Annotated in this window: 14 protein-coding genes; 3 read left to right on the top strand and 11 right to left on the bottom strand. The window is 70.2% G+C overall.

The genetic code is table 11. From position 1 onward, the window contains the following. Positions 1 to 78 precede the first annotated feature (78 nt). Both U2P90_RS16970 and U2P90_RS16975 read right to left on the bottom strand, forming a co-directional pair. Positions 79 to 2,706 (bottom strand): EAL domain-containing protein, encoded by a 2,628-nt coding sequence (locus U2P90_RS16970; protein WP_322473052.1) that lies wholly within the window; start codon positions 2,704 to 2,706, stop codon positions 79 to 81. 217 nt (positions 2,707 to 2,923) lie between these two features. Next, complete coding sequence (locus U2P90_RS16975; protein ID WP_322473053.1) at positions 2,924 to 3,946, bottom strand: metallophosphoesterase; 1,023 nt, start codon at positions 3,944 to 3,946, stop codon at positions 2,924 to 2,926. Between the two features lie 95 nt (positions 3,947 to 4,041). On the opposite strand from U2P90_RS16975, the gene U2P90_RS16980 reads away from it, so the two are divergent. From U2P90_RS16980 to thrS, 3 genes are all read left to right on the top strand, one after another. After that, the gene (locus U2P90_RS16980) at positions 4,042 to 4,485 is read left to right on the top strand and encodes a DUF805 domain-containing protein (protein ID WP_295818783.1); all 444 of its coding nucleotides are present in this window, start codon (positions 4,042 to 4,044) and stop codon (positions 4,483 to 4,485) included. A 78-nt stretch (positions 4,486 to 4,563) separates the two neighbouring features. Then, positions 4,564 to 5,016: a DUF3291 domain-containing protein gene (locus U2P90_RS16985; protein WP_322473054.1), complete on the top strand. Its 453-nt coding sequence runs from the start codon at positions 4,564 to 4,566 to the stop codon at positions 5,014 to 5,016. Between the two features lie 230 nt (positions 5,017 to 5,246). Further along, positions 5,247 to 7,196 (top strand): threonine--tRNA ligase, encoded by a 1,950-nt coding sequence (gene thrS / locus U2P90_RS16990; protein ID WP_322473055.1) that lies wholly within the window; start codon positions 5,247 to 5,249, stop codon positions 7,194 to 7,196. A gap of 33 nt (positions 7,197 to 7,229) precedes the next feature. Here thrS and U2P90_RS16995 read toward each other — a convergent pair whose 3' ends face one another. The 9 genes from U2P90_RS16995 to U2P90_RS17035 form a co-directional block, all read right to left on the bottom strand. Then, positions 7,230 to 8,483 carry a permease prefix domain 1-containing protein gene (locus tag U2P90_RS16995; RefSeq protein WP_322473056.1) on the bottom strand — a complete coding sequence of 418 codons (1,254 nt, stop codon included), beginning with the start codon at positions 8,481 to 8,483 and terminating at the stop codon, positions 7,230 to 7,232. Further along, a complete protein-coding gene (locus tag U2P90_RS17000; protein WP_322473057.1) occupies positions 8,480 to 8,821 on the bottom strand; it encodes a PadR family transcriptional regulator in 342 nt (113 codons plus the stop codon). The genes U2P90_RS16995 and U2P90_RS17000 overlap by 4 nt, the downstream gene beginning before the upstream one ends. Before the next feature lie 52 nt (positions 8,822 to 8,873). Continuing rightward, entirely contained in the window at positions 8,874 to 9,884 is a 1,011-nt protein-coding gene (locus tag U2P90_RS17005) for a DsbA family protein (protein WP_322473058.1), read from the bottom strand. A 20-nt stretch (positions 9,885 to 9,904) separates the two neighbouring features. Further along, positions 9,905 to 10,774: a glycerophosphodiester phosphodiesterase gene (locus U2P90_RS17010; protein ID WP_322473059.1), complete on the bottom strand. Its 870-nt coding sequence runs from the start codon at positions 10,772 to 10,774 to the stop codon at positions 9,905 to 9,907. A 64-nt stretch (positions 10,775 to 10,838) separates the two neighbouring features. Next, the gene (locus U2P90_RS17015) at positions 10,839 to 12,176 is read right to left on the bottom strand and encodes an NPCBM/NEW2 domain-containing protein (protein WP_322473060.1); all 1,338 of its coding nucleotides are present in this window, start codon (positions 12,174 to 12,176) and stop codon (positions 10,839 to 10,841) included. 225 nt (positions 12,177 to 12,401) lie between these two features. After that, complete coding sequence (locus tag U2P90_RS17020; RefSeq protein ID WP_295818791.1) at positions 12,402 to 12,713, bottom strand: twin-arginine translocase TatA/TatE family subunit; 312 nt, start codon at positions 12,711 to 12,713, stop codon at positions 12,402 to 12,404. Between the two features lie 137 nt (positions 12,714 to 12,850). After that, positions 12,851 to 14,806 carry a serine/threonine-protein kinase gene (locus U2P90_RS17025; protein WP_322473061.1) on the bottom strand — a complete coding sequence of 652 codons (1,956 nt, stop codon included), beginning with the start codon at positions 14,804 to 14,806 and terminating at the stop codon, positions 12,851 to 12,853. A 31-nt stretch (positions 14,807 to 14,837) separates the two neighbouring features. Then, positions 14,838 to 16,031, bottom strand: a complete 1,194-nt coding sequence (locus tag U2P90_RS17030; protein ID WP_322473062.1) for a hypothetical protein — start codon at positions 16,029 to 16,031, stop codon at positions 14,838 to 14,840. A 33-nt stretch (positions 16,032 to 16,064) separates the two neighbouring features. After that, entirely contained in the window at positions 16,065 to 16,346 is a 282-nt protein-coding gene (locus U2P90_RS17035) for a hypothetical protein (protein WP_295818794.1), read from the bottom strand. Position 16,347 lies beyond the last annotated feature (1 nt).

The following is a 16,347-nucleotide window of genomic DNA, read 5'->3' on the forward strand; positions in this document are numbered from 1 at the left end:
GGCGGGGGTTTTCTTATAGGCCTCTCAGCGGCGCGACGGGGCCGGAGGGATACCCCTCCGGCCCCGCTCAGACAGGGATCAGTGTGCCTGGAGCCACTTGAGCAGATCGGGCAGGGCCAGCGGCGGGCAGATCGCGTAGCCCTGCGCGGCGTCGCAGCCCATCGAGGCCAGCATGTCGAGTTGCTCGCTGGTCTCGACCCCGACCGCCACGACCTGGAGTCCCAGCCGGTGCGCGAGGTCAATGGTGCCCTGCACCAGGGCCACCGAGCGCTGGTCGTCGGGCAGGCGGGCGGTCAGGGTCGGGTGGAGTTTCACGGCACTGAGCGGGAAGCGTGTCAGCGCCGAGAGACTGCTGGCCCCGTCGCCGAAGTCGTCCACGCTCAGGTGTGCCCCCAGGGTACGGAGCTGCTCCAGCAGGCCCAGCGTCTCCTGGCTGTGATCGATCAGGCTGCCCGCCGCGACCTCGATGTCCGGCGCCCCGTGCTCACTCAGGAGGGTCTGCACGCGGCCCAGGCCAGCGCTGCGGCGCAGTTCTTCCAGGCCCAGATTCACGCTGACCTGCCACGCCCCGAAGCGCTCCGGCAGGGCGGTGCGGATGGTCTGGCGACCGTTCAGGGCATGCTCGACCACCCACGCGCTGACCTCGGTGATCAGGTCACTGTGCCCGGCCAGCGGCAGGAACTGGCTGGGCGGCAGCACCCCCAGCGCCGGATGGTTCCACCGCAGCAGCGATTCGGCACCCAGGGCCCGCCCGGTCGTCAGGTCGGTGACGGGCTGGTACAGCAGCGTGAACTGCCCCCCCGCCACCGCGCCGCGCAGGGCATCCTCGAGTTCGAAGGCGCGGGCCACCTGGGCACGCATGCCCGGATCATAGGTACGCACCTGGGCGCGGCCCTGGCGCTTGGCATGCTGCATGGCGATCTCGGCGTCGCCCAGGGCGGCATCCGGGGTGGTCACCGCGCGCGGCGTGACCAGGCCCAGCGCGTAGGTCAGCGGGACGTCCCGCTGTCCGGCCCGCACGCTGGATCCCAGGGCCTCCTGGACGGCCTGGGTCACCTCCAGTGCCCCCAGCGTCGGCAGCACCACCGCGAAGGTGTCGTCGGTCAGACGGGCCGCGCTGCCCCCCTTCGAGGTGGCCATGTCGTGCAGGCGGGCCGCAATCTGGATCAGGAGGTGATCGCAGGCGGTCTTGCCCAGGGCGGCGTTCAGGCTGCCGAAACCGTCGATGTCCACGCACGCCACGGTGCCCAGCCCACCGCGCACGGCCGCCGGCGCCGTGATCGCCTCGCGCAGGCCCATGCGGTTGAGCAGGCCCGTCAGGGCGTCGTGGCGGGCATTGTGCCGCACACGCGCCTGGGCACGGCGCAGCGCCGTCAGGTCGCGCAGGGTCAGCAGGACGCTGCCGGCGTCGGTGTCCAGGGCGGCAGCCCGCACCTCCATATGCCGCAGGCCACCGTCTGGCAGGGCCAGCAGCAGTTCACGGCGCAGGGGCAGGGTCAGGGTGCGCCACTCGGGCAGCAGCAGGGGATCGCCGTCGGTCGTGAAGGTCCGCACGCCCAGTTCGCCCAGCACCCGCGTGAGGCCCAGGCCGACCAGGCGCGACGCCTCGACGCCGAGCAGCTGAGCCGCCCGCTCGCTGACCAGCTGGGCGCGTCCCGACGCGTCCACGAGGACAGTGGCGTCGTCGGACTGCGCGAGCACCTGGGTGATCATGCCGGAGGGCAGCTGACCGTCGCGTCGGCCCGTCAGGCCCTCGACCACCAGCAGGCCCGGCTCGGACGTGCGCCGCACCGACAGTGGCAGCCGCTCCCCGTTCGCCAGGGCCACCTCGGCCCGCGCCGAGCCGCCCGTCGCAGCGAGTTTCACGAGGTTGCGCACCGCCTCCGAGGGCACATCCGCGAAGCACGGCCACGCCCACAGCGGCGCTCCGGGCGCCGCCGACGCCGACGGCGGACACAGCTCCAGCAGGCCCTGACTGGCGTTCAACACGATGCCGGCGTCGGAGAGCAGGGCACACGGCAGGTCCGTGTCGAGCAGCGCCGTGACCCGCGAGGCCCGGTCGTACTCGCCCGTGACGTCCTGAAGGGTCAGCATGACCCCGGCCGATGCCCCGCCGAAATACGACCGGGCCTCGCCACGCACCCACAGCGCCGTCCCGGAGACCTCGAAGCGCTCGTCGGCCAGCCGGACCGACCGGCCTGCGGCGGCCTGAACCAGGCTGGTCAGCAACGCCGGCCGATCCGGGAACACCTGCGACAGCGACCGGCCGACGAGATGTACGTCGGTCAGGCCGAACAGTTCAAGGAACGGCCGGCTGACCCGCCGGAACTGGAGATCCGCGCTGAGCCACGCCGTCGCCATCGGCAGCTGCGTGACGAGCACCTCTGCCTCCCGGTTCGCGCCGTCCACGCGCGCCGCCGCGAGCAGCATGGTCAGCACCTGGACGGCCGTGGCCGGCACGTGACCATCCTCACTCCACAGCAGCCCCAACAGCGCTCCGTCCCGGGTCAGCCACGTCATCTCGCCCCGCTCGAACCAGTCGTCGGGCGGCACCAGGTCCGCTCCGATCACGTTCGCAGCGGCGTCCGCCCGGACGCGCAGCACCTCCTCGCCCACGGAGGCGAGCAGGGTCGCCTCGGGCGCGTGCATACGCAGCAGGTCACTCAGGGCGGATTGCAGGGCGGTGGTGGATGTGGGGACTGGCATCACTCGGGTACACCTCGGGAGGGGAGCGAACCCCGGAACCTCCGGAGCTGCGGGCATACGCGCATGGTGTCAGGGCAACTCTTACGGCCTTCATGCAAAATTCTCATCCACGACACGTGACCTGGAGGTCAGAACCGTGTGCCGGCCATCCACGCCGTGCAGCACGCCGGACGCTGGCACTTCCAGGCCGCCGGATCCCCCCGAATCCCCCCGAATGTCAGGGCCGGACAAGTTCCTGTATGTGCACCCGCTGGGGCGTTCCGGCGGCGTCCAGCACGTATACCTCCACGCGCAGGGCCGACGCCGCGATGTCCAGCACCATGAATCCCGCCTGCCGGTAGACCTCGAAGGCCGCAGCGCGCTTCCCCCCGCCCGGCGACGCTGGATTGCCCGCAGCGCCTGACACCAGTGACCACGTTCCCGGACACTCCGGCTGCGGCCCGAACACCTCCAGCGCGTGGTCGTGCCCGGCCAGCAGGAGATCGGCGCGGCCACACGCGACCATATAGAGCGTGCGCACACCGTCGCCGCGCTGGAACGCCAGTCCCAGCCCGTCGTACTGTCCGGCGTCGCCATGGGTGGAGTTGCTGAACAGCGGGTGGTGGCCCAGCACCAGCTGCCAGTGCGCCGTGCTGCGCGACAGGGCACCCGAGAGCCACGCCCGCTGGGCGACCTCCCACGCGCCGCCCACCCGTTCGTCGGCCCGGCGGGGCGGCAGGTACGCGGCCATCGGCGTCGTGTCCACCGCGAAGAACTCCACGAGCTGACCCACGGGAGCGCGGTAACTGCGGGCCGGCATGACCCACTGTGGATTGATCCGCGAATACGCGACCTGCACGTCCGCGCCGCGTGAGTCTGCGCCGTCGCCGCCGGCCAGCCAGGACTCGTCGTGGTTGCCGGGCACCACCAGGAAGGGGATCTTCAGCGGACCGTACGGCACCTCGAAGCGGTCGCGGAACAGGGTGGTGTTCAGCGACTTCGGCCCGGCCGGGTAGAAGTTGTCGCCCAGCGCCACGCCCAGGTCGCAGCCCTCGCGTGCGCAGACCTCCCGCATGGCCGCCGCCACGCGCCACTGCGTGTCCGTGCCGGTGCCCTGGTCGCCCATGACGACGACCCGCAGGTGATCCGTGGGCAGGCCCGGCAGCGCCGCCACCGTGTCGGGCAGCGTCCGGGTGGGCGACGTGGCGGGCGCGCAGGCGGCCAGCACGAGCAGCAGGGGCCAGGTGATCAGGGCGCGCATGATCCCCCACCCTACCCCCGGCGGGGCGGCAGGTGCCGCACAACCACCGCGCCCCACCGCCTAGACTTTCCACACCCCACCCCGGAGGCCCCACCATGAACGACTACCTGAACGTCATCCGCAACAACTACGCCAACTTCCAGGGCCGCGCCCGCCGCCGCGAGTACTGGATGTTCACACTGATCAACACGGTGATCCTGATCCTGCTCCAGATCCCGGTGCAGGGCGCGGTGCTGGCCATGTCCGCCCAGGAGGAAGGCGGCAGTGCGGCCACGGGCTTCGCCGGAGCCACCCTGGTCTTCGCCGTCCTGCTGCTGATCTACGCGCTGGCCGTGATCCTCCCCTCCATTGCCGTGACGGTGCGCCGTCTGCACGACAGCGGCAAGAGCGGGTGGTGGTATCTGCTCAATCTCGTTCCCTTCGGCAGTCTGGTGGTTCTGGTCTTCTGCGTTCTGGACAGCGAACCGGGCAGCAACAAATGGGGGCGTAACCCCAAGGGTCTGGATCAGGCAAGCCCGGTCGGCGCGAACAACTGGTAAGCGCCGCTTCTCTCCTGTCGCCCCGGCCCGAGCGTCGGGGCGCTGCTCTGTCTGCTCCAATCCAGCTACGATCAGGCCATGCACCTCGCCCAGGTCAATATCGGCCGGCTGACCGCGCCGTTAGGCAGCGCACAGCTCCATGGCTTCACATCACGCCTGGACGAGATCAACGCGCTGGCCGACCGGACGCCGGGCTTCGTGTGGCGACTCCAGGGAGACGGCGACAGCGCGACCGACCTGCGCCCCTTCGAGGACGACAGCATTCTGGTGAACATGTCCGTGTGGGAGGGCCTGGAACCCCTGCGCGACTACGTGTACCGCAGCGACCACCTTCAATTGCTGCGCGAGCGCCGGCAGTATTTCCAGCACATGACGGAGGCGTTCACGGCGCTGTGGTGGATTCCCGCCGGGCACATCCCGACCACGACCGAGGCATGGGAGCGCCTGGTCCATCTGCGGGCACGTGGGCCGACCGCGCAGGCCTTCACGTTTGGGAAGGCGTTCCCGGCACCGGAGCCGACCCCGCACTAGGCTCTTTGCCGGGTTGCCCCTCCCCTGCCCCACCCGCTATCCTGCCCCAATGAAGCCGCCCCGCCATCACTCCGGTCTGGTGATGCGTGGCGTGTGGCTACAGCGAATGCCTTATCTGCCCGGTCTGAGCACGCGAACTCTGAGCGCCTGAGAACCTCTGTCAAGGTTTTCAGGCGTTCTGCTGGGTTTGCGGCCAGACCGGGTCACTCATGATTTGAATCGAGGTACGTATGCACGTAGTTCTTCCCGACGGTAAACAACTGGACTTGCAACAGGGCGCGACGGCGCTGGACGCCGCGAAGGCGATCGGCCCACGGCTGGCGCAGGACGCGCTGGCGGCCACCTCCAACGGCGAACTGGTGGATCTGCTGACGCCCCTGCCGGACGGCGCGGCCATCACGCTGATCACGAAGAAGAACCCGGAGGCCGCCGCGCCGCTGTTCCGGCACTCGCTGGGCCACGTGATGAGCCAGGCGGTGGGCGAGTTCTACCGGGGCAAGGGCTACGGGGACGACGCGATCAAGCGCGGGGTCGGCCCCAGCATCGAAAACGGCTGGTATCAGGACTTCGACCTGCCCGAGCCGCTGAAGGAAGAGGATCTGCCCGAGATTGAGAAATTGATGCGCGAGATCATCGGCCGCAATCTGGAGTTCAGTCGCCGTGAGGTCAGCAAGGCCGAGGGGCTGGCCCAGTTCCCGCACGACCCCTATAAGAAGGAGCTGATCGAGGGCCTGCCCGACGACGAGCCGATCACCTTCTACCAGCAGGGCGACTACGTGGATCTGTGCCGGGGGCCGCACTTCCCGAGCACGGGAAAGCTGCCCCAGGCCTTCAAGCTGATGAGCACCAGCGGCGCGTACTGGCGCGGGAACGAGAAGAACCCGATCCTCCAGCGTATCTACGGCGTGGCCTTCGCCACCCAGAAGGAGCTGGACGAGTACCTGCACCAGCTGGAGGAGGCCAGGAGGCGCGACCACCGCAAGCTGGGCCGGGAACTGGAACTGTTCACCATCGACCCCATGGTGGGCAAGGGCCTGCCGCTGTGGCTGCCGAACGGCACGGTGCTGCGCGAGGAGCTGACCAGCTTCCTGAAAGAGCAGCAGTTCAGGCGCGGGTACCAGGGCGTGATCACGCCGAACATCGGGAACCTCGACCTGTACCGCACGAGCGGGCACTACCCGTACTACGCCGAGTCGCAGTTCAATCCCATCGAGGTCGACGACGAGCAGTACATGCTCAAGCCGATGAACTGCCCGCACCACGTCCGGATCTACGGCAGCAAGCCGCGCAGTTACCGCGACCTGCCCGTCCGGCTGGCCGAGTTCGGCACGGTGTACCGCTACGAGCAGTCCGGCGAGTTGAACGGCCTGACCCGCGTGCGCGGCTTCACGCAGGACGACGCGCACATCTTCTGCCGCCCAGATCAGCTGAAGAAGGAATTCCTGGACGTCCTCGACCTGACGGTGCTGGTGCTCGGCACCTTCGGCATGCGTGATGTGCGCTTCCGCGTGGGCGTACGCGAGCCGGGCAGCGACAAGTACGTGGGCGACGAGGCCAACTGGGATCTGGCCGAGAAGCAGATCATCGAGGCGGTCGAAGAAGTGGGCCTGCCCTACACGGTCGAGCCGGGTGACGCCGCGTTCTACGGCCCCAAGCTGGACTTCGTGGTGAAGGACGTGCTGGGCCGCGAGTGGCAGCTCGGCACCATCCAGGTGGACTACAACCTGCCCGAACGCTTCGACATCAGCTACGTCGGCGAGGACGGTCAGGACCACCGTCCCGTGATGATCCACCGCGCCCCCTTCGGCAGCGTCGAGCGCTTCACGGGCATCCTGATCGAGCACTACGGTGGGGACTTCCCGCTGTGGCTGGCCCCCCGGCAGGTCATGATCATCCCGATTGCCGACCGCCACAACGACTATGCGTGGGCGCTGCGCCAGGAGCTCCACGACGCCGGGCTGCGGGCCGAGGTGGACGACAGTTCCAACCGCATGCAGGCGAAAGTCCGCACCGCCGAACTGAGCAAGATCCCGGTGATGCTCGTCGTGGGCGACAAGGAACAGGAAGGCCGCGAGGTCAGCGTGCGCGAACGCACCCCAGACGGCCTGAAGGAGCGCAAGGGCGTAGGCTTCGATGACCTGAAGGGCGAATTGCTGACGCGGTACGAGACGCGGGCGTAACAGGAGTCAGTCAGGGGGCCGTGGGGGTGAACCTCACGGCCCCGGCGTCTGTGTTCTGTCGACCAGAGCGATCTCGTACGGCCGATCCTGCACCACGACGTTCTGTGCCACGCGCAGGGGCATGCCCTGTACGTACTCCGGCCCGGCCTCGATCAGCAGGGCCGGCACAGCCGACGATGCCACGGACGCGGCGGCCCAAGCGGCGACATCTGGATACAGCTGGAGAGACGTCCACCGGCCAGCATACGGAGTGGTGAACGCGGGCAGGCGCAGGATGCCGTCCGGGCCGGCCACGATGGGCCGTGTCACGAGCAGGTTCTCCTCACCGGTTGTTTCAAGGCGGCCCTCGGAGAGCACCTGCTCCTGCACCCGGCCGACCAGCACGTACGCGCGGCCGGGTTCGGCGCGGATCACATTCACATCGCCGGGAACAGGATTGATCTCGAAGTTGAGGAGGCTGATTCTGCGCTGGTGGGCACTGGGCAGCGCGGCCCTCACGTCCTCCCGCACCAGACGCATGTGCAGGTGATCCGTCCAGTCCGTGAAGCGGGGGCCGACCTCGCCGGGCAGGGCCACCCCGTTGAGGCCGAGTCTGCCGCTGATGGATCGGCCGTCGATCCGGACGCGGTACCCGGCCCGGTACGCCCGCACGCCAAGCCGGGCAAGCTTCAGGTAGGGGCCACGCACGCGCTTCGCCTGCTCCAGCCACGGAAACGCCGGCCGGTAGTTGCCGTTCTGATCCTTGATTGCAAATCGGTCGGCTCCCGGCAGATCCCAGAGTTCGACTAGCAACGGCCGGTCGTCGTCAGCACCGCCCCTCAGCGGGATGGGAGCCGCCGCGCCGACCACGAGTGCCGGCACTCCCTGGACGTCCGTGATGCGTGCCTGTGGAGGGAGACGACGCTGCCAGCTGTCCAGTTGTAGGCCGCGCACGGCGTCTCCGGACGCATAAGTCACGCCGTAGCCCCCGCCAATCTCTGGAAAGGGGCTGGAAAACACCTGCACATCGCGGAAATACAGGGCGGTCAGCACCACGCCGACCCCCAGTGATCCCCACCACAGCAGGTGCAGCGGCGGGTGGGCGCCCCACAGTGAGCGGCGGATTGCACCTGCGTGCCCGAGTTCGCGCATGGCCTGGGCACTGGCGGTCGCCTCCGTCATGCCTTCCAGCCGAAGGGCCTGCACCCGCTCGTGCAGGTGGCTGCGCAGTTCCGCCTGGGCAGCCAGACGGGCCCGGCGACCCAGACCACGTGTGGCGCCGCGCAAAAACTGCTCTTCCCTGTTCACGCCAGTTCCAGATACGGCCGCAGGGCGCTGGCGTGAGCACGCTGCCGGTCGCGCTGCCGACGCAGTTCGGTCAGGCCGGAATCGGTCAGGTGGTAGTACTTGCGCGGTGGGCCGCCGCTGTCGCTGGGGCGGGTCTCGGCGTGGATCAGACCGCGCTTCTCCAGGCGGTGCAGGGCCGGATACAGCGTGCCCTCCTTGAAGGCGAAGTGCCCGCCGGTCTTGGCCTGCACGTCCTGAATGATCCGCAGGCCGTACAGCGGGCCGCCTTCCAGGCTGGCAAGCAACAGGAAGTCCAGCGTGCCGCGCAGCAGGTTGCCATCTGGATCATTACCTCGCATGACTACATAGTGAGACAAGTTAACAGTCGCTGTCCACTCCCTCTGCCGGGGGTCACCGGAACAGCTTCAGGCGCGCGTCAATCAGCGTGGCGGCGTCGGGGGTGGCGGTCGTGGCGGCGTGCACGCGGGCCAGTTCGTCTGCGTCGCTATAGTCATCCAGTTTCACGCCGTTGAGATACACGGTGGGGGTGGCCTGCACGCCCACGGCGATCCCGGCCCTGATCTGCGCGTCGATGCTGCTCCTGAAGGTATGCGCGGTCACGCAGGCAGTGAAGGCCGCCGTGTCGAGTCCCGTGGTCTTGGCATAGGTGGTCAGCAGCGGGGAAACGGCCTTTGGTTCCAGCGGCGTCCAGGTGTCGTAGGCGGCGAACAGCGCGTCGGCATACGGCCAGAACTTTCCCTGCGCGCTGGCACACTCGCTGGCTTCGGCGGCGGCGAGGGCGTTGCGGTGCCTGGTCAGCGGAAACTGGTAGTGGTATGCGCGGTACGTGTCCGGGGCGGCCTCCCAGCCCTGGGCCGCGACCTGCCACATCTGGCGACAGTACGGACACTGGAAGTCGCTGAAGATCCGCAGGGTGTCGGAGGCGGTCGCGCGGCCCGTGACGTTCTTCGTGACCGGAAACGTGTTGTCGGGCCAGACCTTCGCGGCCACATACGCCGCATAGACGGTCTTCGTCCCAGTCGTGGTGGCTTTCAGGGCGACCACGTCGGTCATGTCGTCGCTGGTCACGTCCACGAACCCCTGTCTGGCGGCGTCCAGCACGCGGGGCGCGGCGAGATTCGCCTGGAGCTTCGGCAGGTCGGCCTCCACGAGACCCCAGCCCGCCCCGATGCCGCGCGCCAGATCACCCAGGCTGGCCGCCTGCACGTACACGCCCACCACGGCATTCCCCGCGACGTCCAGCGTGACCGTCGAGTCTCCGCGCGTCAGGACGTTGCCCTGCGCCGCGTACCCATTCAGGATGGCCTGCGCGGCGGTGGCCTGCGGCGTCTGCCACAGCTGCGCGTGGGCGCTGCCCACGGTCAGGAACACGGCGGCGGCGAACAATCGGCAACGTGGCATCACCCCCGGAGTCTACGGGGCTATCTCGCGCCGGCGGCCAGCACCTCCTTGAGCACGTCCGGCCGGTCGGTAAAGATGCCGTCCACGCCCAGAGCCATCAGGCGGCGCATCTCGGCGGGGTCGTTGATCGTCCAGACCTGCACGGCCACGCCACGGGCGTGCATGGCCCGGATGAACCCGGGGGTGACCACCTCGATCCCGCCCGCCCGCACCGGCACCTGCGCGGCGGCGCCCGGCAGCGGGGCCAGGCCGGCCAGCCCGACCTTGCTCAGGAGCACCAGCGGGCGCAGCTCGGATTCGGTCATGCTGGTCGTGACTTCCGGACACGCGGCGCGGAAGTCCCGCATGGCGGCGTCACTGAAACTGGCGACGATGACGCGCCCGGTCACGCGTGCAGTCCGCAGGGCCGTGCAGAAGGGCGCGGCCACACCGGGCTGCGCCGTCTTGATCTCGATGGTCATGGGCGAGGCGGGGAAGGCGGCCAGCACCTCGGACAGCTGGGCCACGCGCACGCCCTGGCCCCGGTAGGGGAAGGTCTCGCGGCCGTCCGGCGAGAAGGCGTATCCGGCGTCGGCGGCGAGCACCTGCGCCAGCGTCATCTCCGCGATCGTGCCGCGCGTGTCCGTCAGACGATCCAGGGTGGTGTCGTGCGACAGCACCAGCACGCCGTCGCGCGTCATGTGCATGTCCATGTCGAGCATGTCCACGCCCAGCGCCGCCGCGTGGCGGAACGCGGTCATGGTGTTGCTGGGCCGCACGAGTTCCCCGCCCTGGTGGGCGATGTTCCACGTGCGGCCGGTGACGAAGGGGTTGGACTGTGCCGGCTGACCGGAACAGGCAGCCAACACGAGAACCGGCAGGACGGCCAGTACACGGCGCAGCAGGGGCATGCCCACAGTCTAGGGGCCGGCCGGAATCACGCCATGACGCCCGGCACCGTCACACAGAGGCCGCTCAGGGCGTGGCGGTGACCGTGATATCGCTCCCGAAGGTCGTCCAGTACCACCACTCGCGGTACCCGGAGATGTCGCCCAACCCCACATGGGTATTGAGGCTGGTGGTGTATTCCGCAGAGCAGGTCATCTGATACCGCCGCTTGAGCAGTCCGTTCTCCAGATAGGTACTGCCCACAGGCGTGACCTGGACAGGCTCCTGACACGCGCCACTGGAATCCAGGCCCAGACCCAGCTCCTCGACTGTTTCCAGCGCCGGGGTGACCTTCATGGTCACCACAAACGTACCGGGCACGCCAGAGCGCAGGGGGCCATCCGGGTATTCCACACTCGGCTCCAGGCGCAGCATCTTCTCGTTGATGGTGATGGTCGCGCTGGCCACGTCCCGCCCGTCCTGGCTGGCGACCAGGGTGTAGGGATACGACAGGCGGCCCTCGGTGCCGTCGGTCTCGTTGAAGTAGCCGGGCAGGCCGGGGGCCGCCAGATTCAGGGGCACGGTGCGCGCCGCGCCGCCCAGGGTCACCGTGGTCGTCTCCAGCACGACGGGTCTGGAACCGCCGGGCGCATACCCGCCGGTGGGGAAGTCCTGGGGTGGCACCAGCCGCAGGGTCACCGCGCCGCTGATCCCCGTGAAGGTGGCATTCACGGTGGCGTGATGCTTGTGGAAGATCTCGACGCTGCTCTGGCCGAACGTCACGCGTGGCCTCGGCCCGGCGGCCTGACAGAAGACCTGCGGCATGACCCAGTCGGCGTGGTCGGAACTGCGGCCGTCTCCCCCATCCGTGACCACCAGCTTGAGCTGCTGCTTCCCCGTGATGTTCAGGTCGGCCCACCTGAGCCGCCCCGCCCCCTGTCCCCGCATGACGCCGCTGCTGTAGGCCAGCGTGCCGTCCAGGTAGATCTGGAAGGTCACGCTGCCCCGGCCCTTCACCTCGTCATCGATTCCCATGCCGACCCGGAAGCGGCTGCACGTGGCCCCCGGGCCAGCCAGGCTGAAGGTCGCCGAGCTGTTCGCATGGACGCCGAAGCCCCGGCTGAAGGTCTGCCCCGCGATGGTGAGCGTCCGGCCGTCGCCGGCCCGCTGCTCGCCGTTGGAGCGGTCGATCTCGATCGGCCCCCAGCCGTTGCTCGCCTGCAGCATCCTCTCGCGGCTCAGGCTGTTGGCGCCGGGCGTCAGGCTCTGGGCAGAGAACGCCGTGTCCGGGGCCGTGTACACCCAGGGCTGATCCGCCACGGCGTCCGGATCCGGGGCGGTCCGGGCACTGGTACCGCAGGCCCCCAGCAGGAGCGTCATCGTGGCCAGGCACAGGGGAAGCAGGACGCGCGTGGATGTGTGCATAGAGCCTCGGTGGGGCCGCTGTCAGCACAGGACGACGCAACCCGGACGACGAGAGGACGGAGACAGACCGCTGAACGTGGGATGGAACGCCCTCACCTTAGCGGATCTGACCCGTCCGTGTCGAAAATCTGACACAGCGTCGCCTACCCGGTCACGCCGTGTGCGTCCGGCCACCAGCCACCGGCCCACCTGGTCATGGCGACAGGTGGGCCGGTGCTCCGTGGTTCAGTCCGTCGGGCGGGCGGGCTCCGGTGCCGGCGTCACGGCCGCTGGCGTCACGGCGGCCGGGCTGACGGCGGCGGGAACCACGGCCGCGACGTCCGCGGCCGCCACCGAGCGCACAGGCGCGGGGGCAGGAGCGGTGGGCGCGTCGCGGAAGCTGCCCTCCAGCTCCTCCTTGAGGCCCTGGGTGTTCTTGCGGAACTCGCGCAGCCCCGCCCCCAGGCTCTTGCCCAGTTCCGGCAGCTTGCGCGGCCCGAAGACGATCAGGGCAACGAGCAGGATCATGATGAGTTCTGGGGCACCGATGTTGGGCATGCTGGACTCCTTGCCGTGCGGGGGTGGGGCCGGACACTGCCGGTCGTGCCCGGATTCTACGGCAGGCGGTTAAGCGGGGGTTGAAGCGCCCCTGACGAGGCCTCCATGTCCACCACATGATCGGGCGCCGGACAGCGCTACGCTCCGGGGTCGAGGGCCGGGCTGCCGTAGGCCCGCAGCGTGCCGTTCATGAACGCGACATACAGGGTGCCGGCAGCCGCCAGCGGCGTGGCCTGCACGCCGGTGCGCTCCCGGTGCAGCCACCGCACGGCGCCGGTGCGGACATCCAGCGCGGTCAGCTCTCCCGCCTCGGAGGCGAGGAAGACCAGACCGGCGCTGATCACGGGGCTGGCGGTCACGCGACCCTCCAGGGTGTGCGACCACACGTCCTCGCCGTCGAGCAGGCGCAGGGCCCGCACCGTGCCGCCCCAGCCCGCCAGGATCGCCAGCCCGTGGGTGCCGTCCCCACGGGTCAGGGCCGGGGAAGCCCAGACCTCGTCCTCCAGGTCGTACGTCCAGATGTTCGGCTCCGGGCCGCGCAGCACCGCCCGGCCCCGATCCACCCCCAGCGCCAGCGCGTGCACCTCGCCCTCCCACGTGGCCACGACCAGGGTCGCCTCGCCGTTCGAGGTGGGCAGCAGGGCGGGCGTGCCGTGCACCGTGCCGACCTCCACGCGCCACAGGGGATGGCCGTCCTGGGCGTCCAGGGCGTGCAGCCACCCGCTCTCGTCGCACAGCAGCGCCGCGCCGCCCCAGATCAGGGGGCTCGCCGCGACCGGGCCGGACGTGCGGTACGCCCACGCGAGTTCACCGGTCATGGCGTCCAGGGCGTGCAGGTGGCCGTCGCGGCTGCTGGCCAGCACCCGGCCGCGCCACAGGGTCGGGGCACCGGTCAGCTCGGCGCGGGCCTGGTGGCGCCACAGCTCCGCGCCGGTGTGCAGGTTCACGCGCCGCAGGGTGCCGTCCCACGCACCGAACAGGATGTGCCCCCCGTGGAAGGTGGCGGGCGCTGTCACCTCGTCCTTCGCGGCGAAGGTGGCAAAGGGCCGGCCCGACGCGTGGGTGAGCACCAGCTGGCCGCCGCGCGTGCCCACGGCGACCAGATCGTCCTCACCGACCACGGCCGCGGGCCACGTGACCTCGCCGGGCAGGGGCACGCTCCACAGCTCACGCAGGGAACCCACGCGGGCCGGGCCGTCCGGGTGCTCGCCGGTCCGGGCCCGGCCACCCCGGTACTGGCCCCGGGCATGGGCGCTCCACACGTCCCGCCGCGCCAGCGCCCACAGGTGCGCCAGGGCCTCGCCGCTCTCCGGGCGATCCTCCGGACGCTTGGCCAGCAGCGCCAGCAGCACGCGGGCGATCGCGTCCGGCACGGCCGGGTTCAGGTCGCGCGGATCGGGGACGCGCTCGTAGACGTGCTGGAACATCACGCTCTGGTCGCTGTCGCCCACGAAGGGCGGGATGCCGCAGGCCACGCGGTACAGCACCGCGCCCAGGGCGTACAGGTCGCTCCTGGGCCCGACCCCCACGCCCCGCGCCTGTTCCGGGGCCATGTACGCGGGCGTGCCCAGGGTCACGCCGCTGCGGGTGAGGTGGCGGGTGTGCTCGCTCAGCGCCACCAGCCCGAAATCCATGATGCGCGGCAGGCCCGCGTCGTCGAGCAGCACGTTCCCCGGCGTCAGGTCGCGGTGCGTGATGCCCTGGGCGTGGATGAAATGCAGGGCACGCGACGCGAAGGCCGCCGCCGTGAGGTAGCGGGCCAGCGGCAGCGGCGCGTCCTCCAGCGGCCCCAGGGCGGTCACCGGCCCGCCGGTCATGAGGGGCATCGTGAAGAAGGGCCGCCCGGTGTCCTCCTCGGTGCCCAGATCCAGCACCGGCACGATGCCGGGGTGCGTCAGGCGGGCCAGGGTGCGGACTTCCCGCAGGAAACGCGACCGGTCGGAATCCGGGACATGCGCGTGCATGACCTTCACGGCGACCTCGCGGTCGATCAGGGTGTCCAGCGCGTGAAACACCCGGGCGCTGCCGCCCTCGCCCAGCAGGGCCCGGAGGTCATAACGCCCGGCCAGCCGCGAGCCCACATCCAGTGGCATACCAGCGGAGTGTAGCGCCACCGGCGCGGCTTCAGCCCGCGTGTGCGGCCTCGGCCCGCAGGCGCGCCGGTGTGAGCGGCTCGCGCAGCAGCCGCCCGAACGCGCCGGAACCGCCCGCCGCCAGGAAGTCGCCGACCAGTTCCCGCCCGGCGGCATACGTGAAGGTGTACGCGCGGAAGGTGGGGTTCGAGATGAACCGCAGCGACTGCCGTGCCCGCTCGGGCGTGAGCAGGTTGTAGGTCTCCAGGAAGGTCAGCACCTCGGCCTCGGGGCGCTGCTGCTCGTGAAGCATCAGGGCGGCGCTGGCATTCACCGCCCGCAGCCGATCCATGACGCGGGCGGCGTGGGCGTACGCCCGCACGTCGTCCGGGTCGAGGCTGGCCTGCGCGGCCAGGTCGCCGGTCAGCCAGTCCAGTTCCTCGTCCGCGTCCATCACGGCCCGCAGGGCGTTCATGGCGATGCCCTCGGACACGGCGCACTCGGGGGTGTTCAGAAGCTGCAGGCTGTGCTCGCGCCAGCCGAGTTCCCGCACCAGCCGGGCCTCCTTGCTGGCGTGCTCGGTGTGGTGGCCGGGGTAGCCCTCGTGCGCCAGCAGATCCGGCAGGTTCGTGAGCAGCACCGGCAGGTCCGTGTTGATGTCGATCCGGCTCCTGAGGTTCCCCAGCGGCCAGTTGTAGCCGCTCCACGGCCGGTCGGTCACCAGCCCGATGCTGAAGTCCTCGCCGTCCGGCAGGCCCAGGCGGGTGCGGGTGCGCTCCCGCAGCTCGGCCAGGATCGTCTGGGCCAGCTCCAGGATGCGCTCCCGGGGCACGACGACCCAGGAGCGCATCTCTTCCATCCGGGCCGGCAGCGGGCCGGTGCCGGGCAGCGCCGCCTCCAGCGTGTCCAGGGCCGCGTCCAGCTCGTCCTGTGTCAGACCCACCGGCTCGACGTCGAAGAGGCCGCGCACCTCGTCGCGGTACGTCCGCGTGTCGCCGCACAGGCGGTCGATCGTGACCAGCATGGCCCGCACCTGCACGTCCAGGAAGGCGCGGCGCTCCGGCGGCTGTACGGCCTGCACGTCGTCCAGCAGACGCCTCGCGTGTTCGCGCAGTTCGGTGGGCGCCACCGCCGTGCGGTCAGTCCAGTCGGCGGGGCCGCCGTAGCCGTCGATGAAGCCCTCCTCGTGGGCGTCGATGGCGTGGGCCAGACGGACGTAGGCCTCGGCAGGATCAGGGGTGGTCATCCGGGCAGGATAGGCCGCCGCGCCACGGACCGCTCAATCCCGCACGAAGACGAGGCGTTCCAGCGTCCCATCCGGCTGAACGGCGGGCAGGCCCGAGACGGCCGCCTGCCGCAGCCGGGCCAGCGCCGCGCTGAAGGCTGGCCCCTCGCCGTACATGTCGGCCGCACCGTCGGTCAGCAGCAGATCCAGGCCGGTGTGGCCGTCGGCGTGGACGGCACGGAGCGTCCAGCCGTGCCCCTCCGGGTGCGCCGTGACGCGCACGTCCGGCGGAAAGTCCGCCAGGGTGACCTGATGGTCGAAGGTCGAGTAGTCCATG

The sequence above is a fragment of the Deinococcus sp. AB2017081 genome, from assembly GCF_034440735.1.
GTDB classification, from domain to species: domain Bacteria; phylum Deinococcota; class Deinococci; order Deinococcales; family Deinococcaceae; genus Deinococcus; species Deinococcus rufus.